The 14,894-nt window shown below is 32.7% G+C and carries 15 protein-coding genes; 5 read left to right on the top strand and 10 right to left on the bottom strand.

Going from position 1 to position 14,894, the window contains the following annotated elements; translation table 11 throughout:
• The first annotated feature begins 41 nt into the window (after positions 1 to 41).
• Positions 42 to 332, top strand: coding sequence for a hypothetical protein (locus AAHN03_RS02505; RefSeq protein ID WP_342279002.1), 291 nt, complete (start codon positions 42 to 44; stop codon positions 330 to 332).
• 652 nt (positions 333 to 984) lie between these two features.
• Positions 985 to 2,655: an IS1634 family transposase gene (locus AAHN03_RS02500; RefSeq protein WP_342278361.1), complete on the top strand. Its 1,671-nt coding sequence runs from the start codon at positions 985 to 987 to the stop codon at positions 2,653 to 2,655.
• Between the two features lie 334 nt (positions 2,656 to 2,989).
• Here AAHN03_RS02500 and AAHN03_RS02495 read toward each other — a convergent pair whose 3' ends face one another.
• The 3 genes from AAHN03_RS02495 to AAHN03_RS02485 all read right to left on the bottom strand — a co-directional run bounded on the left by AAHN03_RS02495 (position 2,990) and on the right by AAHN03_RS02485 (position 5,631).
• Positions 2,990 to 4,714, bottom strand: a complete 1,725-nt coding sequence (locus AAHN03_RS02495) for a hypothetical protein (RefSeq protein WP_342279001.1) — start codon at positions 4,712 to 4,714, stop codon at positions 2,990 to 2,992.
• A gap of 11 nt (positions 4,715 to 4,725) precedes the next feature.
• Positions 4,726 to 5,211: a hypothetical protein gene (locus AAHN03_RS02490; RefSeq protein WP_342279000.1), complete on the bottom strand. Its 486-nt coding sequence runs from the start codon at positions 5,209 to 5,211 to the stop codon at positions 4,726 to 4,728.
• A gap of 132 nt (positions 5,212 to 5,343) precedes the next feature.
• Positions 5,344 to 5,631 carry a hypothetical protein gene (locus AAHN03_RS02485; RefSeq protein WP_341761864.1) on the bottom strand — a complete coding sequence of 96 codons (288 nt, stop codon included), beginning with the start codon at positions 5,629 to 5,631 and terminating at the stop codon, positions 5,344 to 5,346.
• Between the two features lie 218 nt (positions 5,632 to 5,849).
• Between AAHN03_RS02485 and AAHN03_RS02480 the strand changes: the two genes are divergently transcribed.
• The 3 genes from AAHN03_RS02480 to AAHN03_RS02470 all read left to right on the top strand — a co-directional run bounded on the left by AAHN03_RS02480 (position 5,850) and on the right by AAHN03_RS02470 (position 7,254).
• Positions 5,850 to 6,080 carry a hypothetical protein gene (locus AAHN03_RS02480; RefSeq protein ID WP_375331513.1) on the top strand — a complete coding sequence of 77 codons (231 nt, stop codon included), beginning with the start codon at positions 5,850 to 5,852 and terminating at the stop codon, positions 6,078 to 6,080.
• Positions 6,059 to 6,985: a hypothetical protein gene (locus AAHN03_RS02475; RefSeq protein WP_341761865.1), complete on the top strand. Its 927-nt coding sequence runs from the start codon at positions 6,059 to 6,061 to the stop codon at positions 6,983 to 6,985. Before AAHN03_RS02480 ends, AAHN03_RS02475 begins: the two co-directional genes overlap by 22 nt.
• Before the next feature lie 65 nt (positions 6,986 to 7,050).
• A complete protein-coding gene (locus AAHN03_RS02470) occupies positions 7,051 to 7,254 on the top strand; it encodes a palindromic element RPE1 domain-containing protein (protein ID WP_342278999.1) in 204 nt (67 codons plus the stop codon).
• A gap of 339 nt (positions 7,255 to 7,593) precedes the next feature.
• On the opposite strand, the gene AAHN03_RS02465 is transcribed toward AAHN03_RS02470, so the two are convergent.
• From AAHN03_RS02465 to ybeY, 7 genes are all read right to left on the bottom strand, one after another.
• The gene (locus AAHN03_RS02465) at positions 7,594 to 8,085 is read right to left on the bottom strand and encodes an SH3 domain-containing protein (RefSeq protein WP_342278998.1); all 492 of its coding nucleotides are present in this window, start codon (positions 8,083 to 8,085) and stop codon (positions 7,594 to 7,596) included.
• Positions 8,086 to 8,093: 8 nt separating this feature from the next.
• On the bottom strand, positions 8,094 to 9,821 hold the full coding sequence (locus AAHN03_RS02460) for a cation:proton antiporter (protein ID WP_342278997.1): 1,728 nt from the start codon (positions 9,819 to 9,821) through the stop codon (positions 8,094 to 8,096).
• Positions 9,822 to 9,904: 83 nt separating this feature from the next.
• Positions 9,905 to 10,234, bottom strand: coding sequence for a ribosome silencing factor (rsfS, locus tag AAHN03_RS02455; RefSeq protein WP_342278996.1), 330 nt, complete (start codon positions 10,232 to 10,234; stop codon positions 9,905 to 9,907).
• 260 nt (positions 10,235 to 10,494) lie between these two features.
• On the bottom strand, positions 10,495 to 12,129 hold the full coding sequence (locus AAHN03_RS02450) for an ABC-F family ATP-binding cassette domain-containing protein (protein ID WP_342278995.1): 1,635 nt from the start codon (positions 12,127 to 12,129) through the stop codon (positions 10,495 to 10,497).
• On the bottom strand, positions 12,126 to 13,061 hold the full coding sequence (locus AAHN03_RS02445; RefSeq protein ID WP_410521354.1) for a hemolysin family protein: 936 nt from the start codon (positions 13,059 to 13,061) through the stop codon (positions 12,126 to 12,128). Before AAHN03_RS02445 ends, AAHN03_RS02450 begins: the two co-directional genes overlap by 4 nt.
• A gap of 60 nt (positions 13,062 to 13,121) precedes the next feature.
• Complete coding sequence (locus tag AAHN03_RS02440) at positions 13,122 to 14,066, bottom strand: IS110 family transposase (RefSeq protein WP_342278931.1); 945 nt, start codon at positions 14,064 to 14,066, stop codon at positions 13,122 to 13,124.
• Positions 14,067 to 14,242: 176 nt separating this feature from the next.
• A complete protein-coding gene (gene ybeY / locus AAHN03_RS02435; protein ID WP_342279158.1) occupies positions 14,243 to 14,740 on the bottom strand; it encodes an rRNA maturation RNase YbeY in 498 nt (165 codons plus the stop codon).
• Between the last annotated feature and the right edge of the window lie 154 nt (positions 14,741 to 14,894).

Below are 14,894 nucleotides of genomic sequence, written 5' to 3'. Positions count from 1 at the left end.
ATTAAAATCTTTCTTAACTATAGAATTAATAGGTTATACAAATGTTAAAAGACAATTTAAATTCAGAAATTATTACTAACGAATTAAATGTTGAAACAGAAAAGATTGAAGAAACAGAAGAAGAAAGAGAAAGCCGCTTGGATCGTGAAGAATCGGCTAGAAAATTAAAGGCAATTATATTTGTCGTTATCCCGCTTTTGGTCGGGTTTCTAACGTTTACTTATTTCTTTCTTAACTCAATAGAGGAGAAAAGTAAGCTTTTGAAACAAGAACAGTCAAATCAACAGCTAGATCGACAGACTGATCAAAATACCCCAACAAAAACCAAGTAAACCCTAAGTTCACATGCTTTGCTTAGTATAGGAGTATTATATCCTAGTTCAACATTCCATGTGGTGTAGGGGCTGCCTCATAGTACCCTACATTTTTCTATAATCGTCATAGCAAGGCTCTTTAGATGCCGTAGCGATCTAGGTAAACAGCGAAGCTGTTTTTTTAGAGTAACGCTTCGCGTATCCTAGATTGCCGCGTCGCCGCTTTCAGCGTCTCCTCGCTAATAGACGATCAGTAGCCATTTTAATAGTGGTTATATAAAAAATGTATGGTACTATAGGGCTGCCTTTGCAATCAAGGTTTTATTACGTGTATACTCGAATGATTTGGAGAATTGGATTTATCTCAATGCGATATAAAAATTAACAATTCTTATATCGAATTGACTATACCCCGCAAGTATACTCGATGAACTTCAAGAATTGGCGTCGTCGTGTCTAAAGATCTCCGCTGCTCACGTACTAATGTACGCTCCGCTGCTCCTGACTTCCGCAGATTTTTTGATATTAGTTGTTATAAGTGGCATTAGTAAGGAGGTGAAGTGGTACTCTCGTTCTGTTGTGCCTAGTAGATATTTTATTATTGACTTTAACTGCGATGTTGTTTATTATTTAATTAATTAAATATAGCCCCATATTTTATAGCCCTAATATGTACATACGTCGTAAAAAAACTCCTAATAGTCCAAGGCAATCTATTCAAATAGTGGAAGGTTATCGTGATAGTAAAGGTAACGTCAAACAGCGTATAGTACGTCATTTAGGAGTCTTCGTAGATGAAGTAGAAGAAGCTAAATTAGTTGCCCTAGCACAATATTTGATTGCCAAGATTAAAGCTGAGAGAGAAGCTGCAACTGGGCAGGGGAATTTGTTTACTGATGATACTAACGAGGTTAAAAGAGGTCGTCCAACTAACAAGCTGCTAAAAGATATTCTACCTGTTAACGAAGTAAAACTAAATGAGGTTGTAGAAGTCAAGCGAGTTGTTGAAGGAGTGCATCAAATAGGGGGGCATGTTTATGATCAAATGCATTTTAACCAGTTACTAGCAAGGAAACGTGACGCTGGGATGCTGAAGGATTTAGTGTTAGCCCGTATGGTAAGACCAAATAGTAAAAAAGGGATAGTTGAGTATTTAAGCGATCAATTTGACAGGCATCATGATCTAGATGCTACTTATCGGATGATGGACAAATTACATGAGCAAATACCTAAAATTAAAGAATTATGCTTTAAAAACACCCTAACCCTGATTCCTAATAAAGAGATTAGCCTAGTATTTTTTGATGTTACTACACTATACTTTGAATCAGTAGAAATAGATGAGCTAAGAGCCTTTGGCTATAGTAAAGATCATCGCTTTAATACTACCCAACTAGTTCTTGCCCTAGCAACTAATGAGGATGGATTACCACTTGGCTATGAGCTGTTTAGTGGTAATACCGCAGAAGTTAGCACCTTAATTAAATCAATTAACAGCTGGCAAGCGTATCTTAAAGTTAAAGATGTCTGTTTTATTGCTGATCGTGCAATGTTTAGTAAAGCTAACTTGCAAGCTCTCGATGAAGGTGGTTATCGTTATATTGTGGCAGCAAAGCTTAAAACACTCAAGAAAGAAAAGAAAGAAGAAATATTATCAGAGGAAAACTATAAGCCTACTGTTATAGGCAATGATCTTACTTGGATTGCCGATCTAGAGCATGATGGTAAACGTCTAATTACCAGTTATAAATCTAAAAGGGCTATTAATGATGCACAGGAGCGACAAAAAATTTTAGATAAAATTAATAAGACTATTGGTGAGTTTGGTAGTACTAAAAAACTTATATCTAATAGTGGAGTAAAAAAATATACTTCTAGTGAAAATGGCAAGAGCTATATTGACGCAGAGAAGATAGAGCAGGATGCGTTGTGGGATGGCATACATGGGGTAATCACCAATGACCAGACTATAACTCCACATGAAGCAATAGCAAAATATGCTAGATTATGGGTAATTGAAGAGCAATTTAGAATCAATAAACATAATTTACAAATGCGTCCAATTTTTCACTGGACTAAACAAAGGATAGAAGCACACATAGCTGTGTGTTATATGAGTTTTGCAGTGCTTAAAACTATAGAATACAAGGTTGCTCTGACCCAAAAGATCAGTGTAACTAACATCGTTGAATTATTAATATCAGTACAGGATTCAATCTTAAGACATACAAAGACTGGTGATCTTTATAGACTACCAAGTGCAATAAAAAACGAAGCTAGAAAAATCTATAAAACCTTTAACATCAAACGTTCAGACCATGCTGCAATATATTTAAAATAACAAAATAATGTTGTGCCTAAATTTTAAAAATCCTAGCACTATGACCCTTCTAAGCTTATGCCTTATTAAAAAATGCGGAAGTCGGGATGAACTTCAAGAATTGGCGTCGTCGTGTCTAAAGATCTCCGCTGCTCACGTACTAATGTACGCTCCGCTGCTCGACTTTGACACTCCTAGCTCTTCTTGAAGTTGACCTTCGTCTACCAACTCTTCATTTACGAACAGTATATTTGCAAAAACCAATTCTTCAAAGCAGAAGAGTATGTTCCCCATGGAAGCTATTTTTTCTATATTTACATTGACAAGTTCTTCATTATTTCTCAACTTAACTTGACTATGCCTGCTGACCTAATAACAGTGATTCAAATGGTATCTCATAATATATATGCTCGTCTATTCCTAATAATGGCTCTGCTGCTGAATTCTCAGTACCAAATATATTAATAAGAGTTATTGTTGGCGAGAGTGTCGTCGTATTTAGATTAGGTGATTTAATATCTTGCTTTGTTATTATATGTATCGCTTTTGGCTGATCAGGTATTGCAGAAAGAGGTTCATCATTGTGATGTGAAAATATTTTACCAAGTGCTGACATAGTCATCTCAACAATTGAGTTTTCTTGCTGACCAATTGAACTACCACCACTCTTAATTTTTTTTATAGCATATATTGTGATTGCTATTAGTGTGGTTACTGCTATTCCTGTTCCAACTATAGCTAATGGTATAGAAGAGCTTGTTGATTCTTCAGTGTTATTATCTTCAGTATGAGTAGATGGAGTAGTAGTTGTTGTACTTCTACAACCATGAGGAATATCTCTATTAGCAAACAGGCTCTGTATAGTAGAACCTTGAATTTGTTGCATTAACCAATCACCCCAGCCGTCAATACACTCGAACTGTTGAATAGCGTTGTCATCTTTGACTATAGTAACTGCAATATTATTACCCTGATGATTATGAGTTGTAACTGGCATTGATCGACAATGATCTCTAATATAAGAATCTACTATATTCAGACCATTAAGTGTATTGCAATGAAATACTACACATACTGAGTCAGAAGAATCACATTTTATTAGTAATATTTTATCTATATGATAAGGAGTTGTAGTAGATGCTACACTTGTAGGCTGTACAGTTGTAGTAGGCTGTACACTATTAGTAGCATGACAACTCTGCATATTCTTAATTATAGTCCGACCTATCTCTTGTTGTATTGAGACACAACTCTTGTCATCACTTATAGCATCTTCCGTTCTATGTATTAGTTCTAAGAGCCAATCTCCCCAATGGGTACCACAATTATATGTTGTAGCAGAACTCTGCTGGATTGTAGTAAGCGATACTCCTGCCTTAATATTATAGGATATTTTGTAGTTATCATAATAGACTATAATATCACTATCTGAAGGTATATGTTTTTGTTTATGAGGGAAGCAACCTTGGACTCTCTGATACATTGCGGTATGGTTATTAAGTTCTTCCTCAGCCCATTTCACTGTACCTGAATCGCAAGATGATATTTCATATTTTGAACTGTTAGGGTTGCATATAATAACAAAGGGTGTATCCTGTGCTGCTGCAGGATCTGCACTATCACTTAGCCATTTTTTGAACTTTGATACATCAAAGTATGGTTTTAAGTGTGTAGCTACACATTGTGGTTCTTCTTTATTTTTCCGACATTCCAAAAAGTTTCTTATTGTTCCTAGTGTATATTCTTGATAATACTTTATTATAACGGGTCCTATTGTATATCGTCCAATAGAGTTCTCTAGAACTTGATCGTCATTATAATTTTGCAATGCCTTGTTATCAAAAAGAGAGCGAGCTGAATTAATTAAATGTTTAGAATTGTCATTATTACGTTGAACAAATGCTGCAATTCCTTCAGATAATAACGTCCTTATCCCTTTACCATCAGTGTTATAATATTGAATGGCATGAGCTACTTCATGTACCACAACACTACCATCATACTCTTCTGGTGTTCCTATTATAGCTGTCATTGCACATCGTATAATATTGGGATTTTCTGGATCGTTACCTCCAGGCATATACTGTCCCGCTATGTATCAATGAGGAGCATCCCACTTGGTAAGAGTACATTTGTGTTCCATTTCAGTGGTATTATTCCAATTGTGCTGTCAAATATTGCAATAGATTCACGAATACTGGCCTTAACCTTTAATATCTGATCAACAGTAAAGCCTTTGAGAGTTAAGCTCATGTTTAAAGGATGCTTTATCTGAAAATATGGAGTGTTATCGTCAGATATTTTTGCATCCATGGTTCTAAATAATTCTGGGACAAAATGTTTCTCTATAGGTACTGTTTTAGATTCTAGTTTTTCTGTAAAATACGGATCAATTTTTTCTTGCTCAAGTAAATCAAAAGGTGTTTTAGTGTTAAATGAGTCTAAAATATCATTATTATCGTAAGTTACGAATGATGTGCCATTTGCATCTATTTCATTAGTATTTCTGAAACCATAAACAGAGTTAATACCACTCACCAAAGGAGAGAGCCAAATAAGAAGATTAGATAAATTCATGTAAAACCTCAAGTTTAATGTGTTAATAATTTAGATTGTGTATATTATTTTCTTTGAAGAATTTGTTTGATAAAACTTCGGGATATTGGTCACGATTCTTCCGTACCTTTACCTCTTGTTTTAAAAGAGTTATTAAGGAAGGCTATCACTTACTGTTTTAAATAAGGAGTTTGTCTTGTTTTTTATTATGTATGATATATATACTTGTTGATTAGTTAATAGAATATTTAGAATACCTCTATTCTGCTTTTGTGTTGAGAACAATAAATCTACTGTTGTTATTTTAACTTTTATATATTTGTTATGGATATTTATGGTATTTAGGCTCAATGGTGTATTAGCATTCTTTATATTTACATTATCTTTTGTCATTAGATAATTTGTTAGATTTATGTTGTTTGTTTCTACAGATTTTAGCATATATACTCTATTTTTACGATAAACCGTTTAATACGGTTTTTATTGCTGCAGCAACATATACTACATTCTCACTTTATGCAAGCAGTTATTTGAAAATTTTTGTAAACATTCATAATGGCATCGTCAAGTTAAGCTAAAAAATAATTTGGATTGTATAATAGATAGTATATATTTATAGAATGGTTTCATAATAATCACGTAATCTATTACTTATATTTATGTACATCAATAAACCTCCAAAGAGATATCGTTTTCCAGTTAGTATTATCAGTCATGCAGTATGGTTATATCATAGGTTCAATAACAGTTATCGTGATATTCAGGAACATATAGTCTATCATGGGATTATACTAAGTCATGAAACAGTGAGGTTTGGGTGTTATAAGTTTGTACCTAATTTCCAATATGTAATAAGAAAAAGAGGTTTATGCAACAAACAAATAAGTTAATCTTTAATTACAAAAAAACATCTCATATACCATGCATATTTAATAATCAGTCATTTATTGTAATTCGGTCATTTAAAAGGAGTAATGAGGACTATTTTGTAATAGTTAATATTAATACTCTAGAAATTAAGATAGTCGCTCAGAACTTATGTGCTTACCGTAAGAGTGATCAAGATGGAAGATATTTCTCATTAAAGGAACTTGAATCTTCTGTATACTATAGATCATTGTATTATTTTAATAATATAAAAGATAGTAGAGAGAATCAAGGTCTCAAGAATATTCCAGGAGTCAAAGGATGTTTTTTATCCATAGATATGTGTCCATCAATAAAAATGTTAGAACATAATTTATTTGATGCAATTTTAAAAACTGCTAAAAGAAGTCAAGAAATAAACCTATTAATAGCTGTAAGTGGTTTATGGATAGCAACTCATCTAGAAGACTTTATGTGGTTACAAACTCTTCCAACCCAAAATATAAAAATCACGTGGGTTAATCATAGTTTTAGTCATATTTTCTACCCTGATAAAGATTTTACAGACAATTTTTTATTACTGCCAAATACTGATATAGAAAATGAAATATTACAAACCGAACACTTGCTAATTGAAATGGGCGAATTACCATCTCTATTTTTTAGATTTCCTGGGTTAGTAGCCAGTCAAGAAATATTAGATATATTAACTTCTTATGGGCTAATACAATTAGGTGCAAGTGCGTGGATACATAGGCTTCCTGAACATGAGACAGTTAAAGATGGTGACATAGTACTAATACATGGAAATGGTAATGAAGATAAAGTAGCCCTAGATAAATTGATTAAATTAGTTCAATCAGATCAGTTTTTATGGAAAAATTTACAAAAAGAACTATGTTTGAGTAATACCATTTCCCAAAACTAAATTGCTACTCGGAGTAGGAGTGTTGAACACCGGAACGTATAACTAGTACGTGAGGAGCGGAGATTATGAAGTACAACGACATGATGATTAGTTTTTGGAAATGGTATAATAGACTTCTTTCGAAACTTGCTTATGCTGAAGGATTTGAAGGAGACGCGGAACGCAGAACCGCATCGTACTCTAATGTACGTGAGGATTCGAGTACCGCATCGACGTACAAATCACCAGCAGAAGTAGAGTTTCGAAAGAAGTCTATTATACTGCTATGATTTCAAGAGATAAAGTAGCTTACTAGAATACTCCCGTTTGATATATCCGAAAAAATTACTACTAGTCTTGAATGGCTCAGCCTAGTGGATGATTTTAGAACCAAAAGTAACATAAGAATTGTTATAAACCAATCCTTATCATACATTTGTATAGATGTATCAATTTAATAATCTTTGGGAGAATCTTGCCTGAATAATTTTAAAGTGTAGATTGCAATATGCTTTTGACCCCTTTTGAAAAAAATTGTAATGTGACTAGAGTCCTAACCTAGTCACACTAAAACCTAATTAAGATATAAGACACAGAGCAAGGATTTGCAGTAGAGGCAAGAGTATATATTATTCATCCTTATATACTCCCCACAATACTGTTTTAGGTAGCCATCCAGTATAATTCTTGCAGCACACCTGACAATAATCTTGTTTGCATTTATTAAGTAGGCAACGGACATAATTACTTACTTTTGCAACAATTTTATGTTGATCATTAACTGCTCGAGTCAGAGCTACTAACTTGGAACTTACCACAATCACCGATCTTTTACCGGACAATACACTTGAATGTACCCAGCCTCCTTTTCCTTTTATATCACGAATTTGCCTCCATTGTTCATATTCTGCAATAATTTCTATTGGTTCACCTTTTTTAACAAATACCCATTCTATAGGTGTCTTTATCGAAGGACCAACTCTAGCATTTACCTCATTAGCCTTTATTGAGGCAAATCTAGGTATCGGCAATTTCTGATTATCAGCTGTCGTTAGTAAAGGTGTAATGGTCAAGATTATAATCAAAATATATGACTGTTGCTTTAGTAACTTGATTGCCATGGTTATTTTTAATCATTCTCTTCTAATTCACGCAAAGCATCATCTCGTTTAGCTATTACATAATTACCTGATCTAAATTGCCCTTTGATACGATTTATTTCATATTCACTAAGACCAATAAATTTTAAAATTGTTCCACCAAGCTGTAACCCCGTCTCATAATTTTCTGGTATGATTGTTGTTGCTCCAGCATCATAAAATTCTCTAGCCTTTTCTAGATTCTTTAATCTTACAATAACTTCAAGATCTGGAAAATGACTTGAAATTGTTCGAAGAGATTTTTTGATAGTAACACTATTATTCATTGTAAGTACTAGAGTTAAAATCCTTTCTGCTCCCACAGCTTTTAGCGTATCAATCTGTGATACATCTCCTTTAAAAACTGGAAAGCCATTAGCTGTTTCTGCTTTTACAATCTCGTCATTAACATCTAGTGCTATATAATTGATTCCTTCAGCTTCCAGTACTAATGCTACCATTCTACCAACGCTACCAAAACCGGCAATTATTATATGATTTGTTAAATCTCTTGCTCCAAGTTCTATAATTTGTATTGGAGTCTTGCCAAGTTGTTTATCAAGTCTTTCAGCAAGTTTTCTTCCTAAAATTGCCAGTAATGGAGTTAATGCCATAGTACATGTCACCACTAATAACAGAACATTAGCCGTACTCTCTCTAATAACCTGAGTTTCTTTACCAAGACCGAATAAGATAAAAGCAAATTCTCCACCTTGTGATAATAATAAACCTGCATGCAAGGCTACTCCTTTATTAAAACCAAATAAAATGCAAGAGGCGGCAATAATTAGTGCTTTTACTACAATCAAGGCAATAGAACAAGTTAGTATAGTTGATATTTGAGCGTATATTTCTTGAGCGTCAATATTCATTCCAACGCTCATAAAAAATAGTCCTAGCAATAAGCTTTTGAAAGGGTATATACTTTCTTCAGCTTGCAACCGAAATTCTGTTTCTGCAACCAAAACACCTGCAACAAAAGCTCCTAAAGCAAGTGATAAACCAAAATATTGCGTGGCCCAAGCTGCAGATAGAACTACCAATAGAGTCATGGAAATTGGTAGCTCGTTTATATCGCCATTGTCCGATGAAATTAACCCAAATAAAGGTCTTAGTAACACTCTACCTGCAACAAATATTGCAAGTAGTGCTATGATAGCCTTAAGTAAAGCTGTTCCTAGAGCTATCGCTAACGAATCTTTACTATTGCTAGCAAATAGTGGTACCATAACTAGCAATGGCACAACTGCTAAATCTTGTAATAACAAGATAGCTAGGGATATACGACCTAGTTGAGTTGATTGGCTACGGCTTTCCTCAATAACTTGCATAACAAGGGCAGTTGAGGATAAAGCAAGACCACCTCCAATAATAATTGCAGCACTACTATTACCGCTGATTAGTACAACAGCGGCAGCAATTACTATAGTTGTAGTTAACACTTGTAGTGAGCCAAGACCAAATACATACCGCCTCATTACCTTTAATCTTTCAAAAGATAATTCTAAACCTATAGCAAAAAGTAAAAAAACTACTCCTAATTCTCCTAGTAATTTTGTTTGATCATATGTTACAATCTTAAATCCATGGTCTCCAATTACCGCTCCTGCAATTAAATAACCCAAAACTGGGCTTAGATTAAGGCGTTTCAGTATTGCTACAACAAATACAGCTGTTCCTATTAAAATTATAATATTGATAAGAATATGCTCTTCCATTTACACCTTTTCCCTAGAAGTATTAATACATTATTTTTTAAATACACTAAGTAGTTTTCAGTAAAAAATCTAATATTTTTAATTTATTTTTTGCTCCACATCTCTTCCAACTTAAAATATTCTCTAGTTTCTGGATAGAAAATATTAACTAATATATTTCCAGCATCTATTAATACCCATTCAGATGTTCTAAGTCCTTCAATATTAGTATCGATATTAGCTTGATGTTTTAACTCTAAAGCTAAATATTCAGCAATTGCTCCAACATTTTTAGTTGAACGCCCGCTTGCAAAAATAATATATTCAGCTAATGTAGTTTTTTGTCTTATATCTATTACTATTATATCTTCTGCTTTTTTTTCTTCTAAACATTTAACCACAAACTCTTTCAATAGTTCAGTATTTTCTATCATAATTATCTCCAATTACGCGAATTTGGGATAAGAATTTATCAATTCTTATCCCAAATTCGGTGAAATTATGGAAACAATCAGATTTGAGACGGCTCTGCATCTGATTGTTAAATTAATATTTTGCTAAAAACATGATTTTAACCTTTTAAAATCATGTTTTTAGCTTTAGAAAGGTTTAAAATGCATTCGCGTTAGCCGCTTTAAGAATGCATTTTTCCTTATATTAAAGGCAATTGCTAAAGTAACCTGAGTTTACTATACTATTTCACTCTCTTATTTGCCAACACCCAACTACTATCCAAATAATCATTACCATATTTATGCAAATATTCCTGATATTTACCTTTAAAATCAGTGATAGTTCGGTGGGATAGAGCAATAACCCTTGTGGCTATATTGCTAGCAAAATCTCGATCATGAGTTACTAATATTAGAGTTCCTTGATAGTTAATTAGAGCTTTTTTTAACATATCCTTAGATTCAATATCTAAGTGGTTAGTTGGCTCATCTAATATCAATATATTACTTTCTTCCAATATAATTTTTGCTAGTAATAAACGTGCTCCTTCCCCTCCACTTAAATTTAGAATATTCTTACTTACTTCATCTTTACGGAATAATAATTGACCTAGTACATTACGTAGCACATTATCACTTTCAGTAGGTATTTGGTCGGATAACCAATCAATAACACTCATACTTTCATTTAATAATTCATGATGATCCTGAGCAAAATAAGAAACTTGTGTTTCGTAACCCCATTCATAACTTCCTAAATCAGCAGAAATTTTATTAATAAGAATCTTAAGCAAAGTGGATTTACCAATACCATTTGGACCAATAATAATAATTTTTTCTCCACGTGAGACAGTAAAATTCACATTATTTAATATTTTTTTATCCTCGTAGCTTTTAGAAATACCCTGAACTTTTAACACTAATTTTCCAGATGGTCTTTTTTGCTTAAAATTAAAATATGGACTAACACGCGAACTTTCTTGGATGTCAGGTAATTCCATTTTTTCTATTTGTTTTTCTCGTGATGCAGCTTGCCTAGCCCTAGTAGCCAACGCTCTAAACCGGTCAACGAAACTCTGCATAGTAGCAATTTTTTTCTCTAAATGAGAAAATTCTTTAAGCTTTTGTTCGGTAACCAACTGTTTATCACGAACAAAAATATCATAATTACCAGTATAAATCTTGATAGTACCATAATCTATATCAAGAATATGTGTAGAAATATTATTAAGAAAAACAAGATCGTGTGAAATAAATACCAAAGCACCTTTGAATTTCTGTTTTAGATAATTTTCTAGCCAATAAATTGAGACTATATCAAGATGGTTTGTTGGCTCATCAAGTAACAATATATCAGGATTATTGAATAAACTTTGGGCTAAGAGTACCCTAAGTTTATAGCCGCCGGATAGAACGGATAAAGGCTGAAGATGATATTTTTCTTGTATTCCTAAACCAAGCAGTAACTCAACTGCAAAAATTTCTGATATATATCCATCATTGTCAGCTATAATTTGTTCCAACTCACCTAATCGATAACCGATTTCCTCATCACATTGATCAATTGCTAATAATTTTTCTTTTTCTTGCAGTGCTTGCCATAATTCACTTCTACCGGCAATAACGGTATTAATAATTGAGGTATTTTCATAAAGAAATTGATCCTGCTTTAAACATCCTATACGTGCATTTTTGACATAGGTAAATTCTCCGATACTAGCCTCTTCCTCTTGAAGCAAAATCTTAAAGAACGTGGATTTACCAGCACCATTTGCCCCAACAAGCCCATATCTATTACCATTTTTGATATGAACATTTACGTCGGTAAATAATATTTTTGCACCATAGCTCATGGCCAAATTAGTTGTAATAATCATAAGGTATTATCATGTAATATTGTACCATTTTTTAACCGCAGCTTAACTTGCTTAAGTGATCTTGGGCTTGCATCAATCACTTCAAGTTCAACCTGCTGCTCAATATCAATTTTAGTACCAACCAAAGGGACATTACCTACTTTTGCTAAGACTAGACCACCAATTGTATCGAATTCATCATTTTGGAGTTTTAGTTTCACACCTAGAGCTGATTCAAGATCCTCAACTTTCATTCGAGCATTTGATAAAATAGTATTATTATTGATAATTCTGAAACTATCATTATCTGATTTCTTATCATGCTCATCATTTATTCTGCCAACTATCTCCTCCATAATATCTTCCATGGTTACAATACCGTCAGTTCCACCATACTCATCCACAACTATCGATATCTGTACACGATCTCTTCGCATTTTTGCTAGTAAATCTATCAATTTCATTGAATGAGCAGAGATGATAGGTTTACGAATTATTTTTTTTAGCTGCAATTCTTGATTTGTAATAAGTTGCTTAGTAACAAGTATCTTGAACAAATCTTTTATATGAATAAAGCCAACTATATTATCCAGAGTTTCATCATAAACTAATGTTCTAGTATTAGGTATTCTGCTATTAAGCATTTGGCTTAACTCATCTATACTGGCAGTTAATTTTACTGCCTTAATATCAGATCTAGGGATCATTACATCTTCTACAGTTTTATGACCAAATTTCAGAAGATTCATAAAAATCTTTTTTTCTTCTAACGTCATTTTTTTACTGTTAGATTTTAGCTTTTTAATTGCATCATAAAAATTATCCTCTAGCTTCTCTTTAGAAAACAGCCGAGAGAAAAAAGATTTAAGAGTAATAATTTTTGAAGGATTTTTCAGCATAGCCCTTTTAGAATGAATAGATGTAAGGTTTTCTTTTTTCGAAGAAGTGGACAGCAATTATCTTTTTAAAAAAATTAAATATTTTTTATCTGTATTTTATATAAATAAAAAATATTATTGATTAACAACAAATACACGTTTTTGTTGAATAAGCTTATGGCAAACTTCCAGTAATTTACGCATACAAGCTACTGTCGCAACTTTTTTAGGTTTAAAATTATTAATAAGTCTGTCATATAAAGCTTTTAAATATTGAAAGCCATTTTTACCTGTTAGTACTGCCATATATAGTGCATCTCGTGGTATCTTTCTGCCTCCTCTAATGAATCTTCGACCTTGTTTATTACCACTATCTCGAGCATATGGCGCTATTCCAACCATAGCTGATAATTCGTTGCCGCTATAATTTTTATTTCCCAACTCAGGTAAAAAACTAATTAATTTACTAGCTAGACATTTGCCAATGCTAGGTACAGTTTCTAATATTTTTGTTTTTTCTTGTAGTTCTTCTGATCCATCTATTATCTCATTTAATTTATCATCAATTTTAGATATTTCCTTTTGTAAGCATCCCATCAATGTTTCTATGCTTTCTTTGTCAATACCATCGACACTATTATGCAACCTCTTTTTTTCATTACTAAGCATCAATACTAAATCTTCCCGTCTTTGCTGATATCTCTTCAAATTTTCTGATTCAATTTGATGTATATAATTTGCTGTAAGTTGCATCTTATCACCGTAATACGCTAATTTAAAAGCATCTTGCTTGTCCGTTTTACAAAAATTTACTGACTTACTAAATGAATTAAAACTATAGGTATTTACCTTATGAATCCGTTGCTCATTACTATATAATTTTTGGCAAATTTCATCCTCGTAGCCTCCTGTGGGTTCGCACACTATTAGCTCAATTTTTTGCTCTTTTGTTAATTTTATAAGCTCTTCATGACCTAAATTATCATTTGCAAAACGATGATATTCCGGTTTACTGTTTGAAATATATATACATACATCAAGCCATTTTTTACTTACATCTAGACCTATTATTTTTTTCATAGTATAATCTCCTTCATCTTATTGTGCAAGGCTACTGTACTGCAGTACCTTCTGCAATTTGTTCAAAGCAAACTTAACGATAGAGGGTACTTATTCTGTTCACGACTATTTCAGTCTAGATTGCTTCAAGTCACCCTCTTACAACTACTTATAACATGTTTTTAAGGTATAAGAACCTAATATGGAGAGGCAATAGCAAAACCCTTTAATATTTCTATTTCTAAATTTTCCATAATATCTGCTTCCTCGTCATCTTGGTGATTGAATCCAAGTAAATGTAAAATACTATGTACCAAAAGATGGACAAAATGGTCTCCAAAGGCTTTATTTTGACTTATAGCTTCGTTTTGAATTATTTCATAGCCAAAAGCTATGTCCCCCAAATACATATAATGTACATTAGGAGTAAATTCAAGTAAATGCCGAAAGTCTAATTCTATATCAGGAAATGATAGTACATTTGTAGCTTTTGCTTTGCCACGAAATTGGCTATTCAAATTCAACATTTCATTATTATTAGTCAGTAATATTGCTAACTCAAACTCTGCAACTCTCTTAAAATTCTTATATTTACTCAGTATAGCACCAACAACCTTCTTCACTAATAGTTTATTAATAAATTTTTGATTTTTCCAATCTTGACAAGCTCGAATAATCTCTACATTGATTTTCATGACATAATTTCTTGGCTGAAAATACTCAACAATAATGCTCAATAATATTATATAACAATATCCTGCAGATAATACTAAAAATTTTTCTTAGTGATAGCATTAGTTTGTGGTATCTTATGATAATTTATAATAATTATTCTATAATTAAAAGCTA

The organism is Candidatus Tisiphia endosymbiont of Myopa tessellatipennis (genome assembly GCF_964031105.1).
Lineage (GTDB): Bacteria > Pseudomonadota > Alphaproteobacteria > Rickettsiales > Rickettsiaceae > Tisiphia.
Note: the sequence above shows the minus strand (reverse complement) of the source record. Positions and strands in the feature narration are given on the sequence as shown.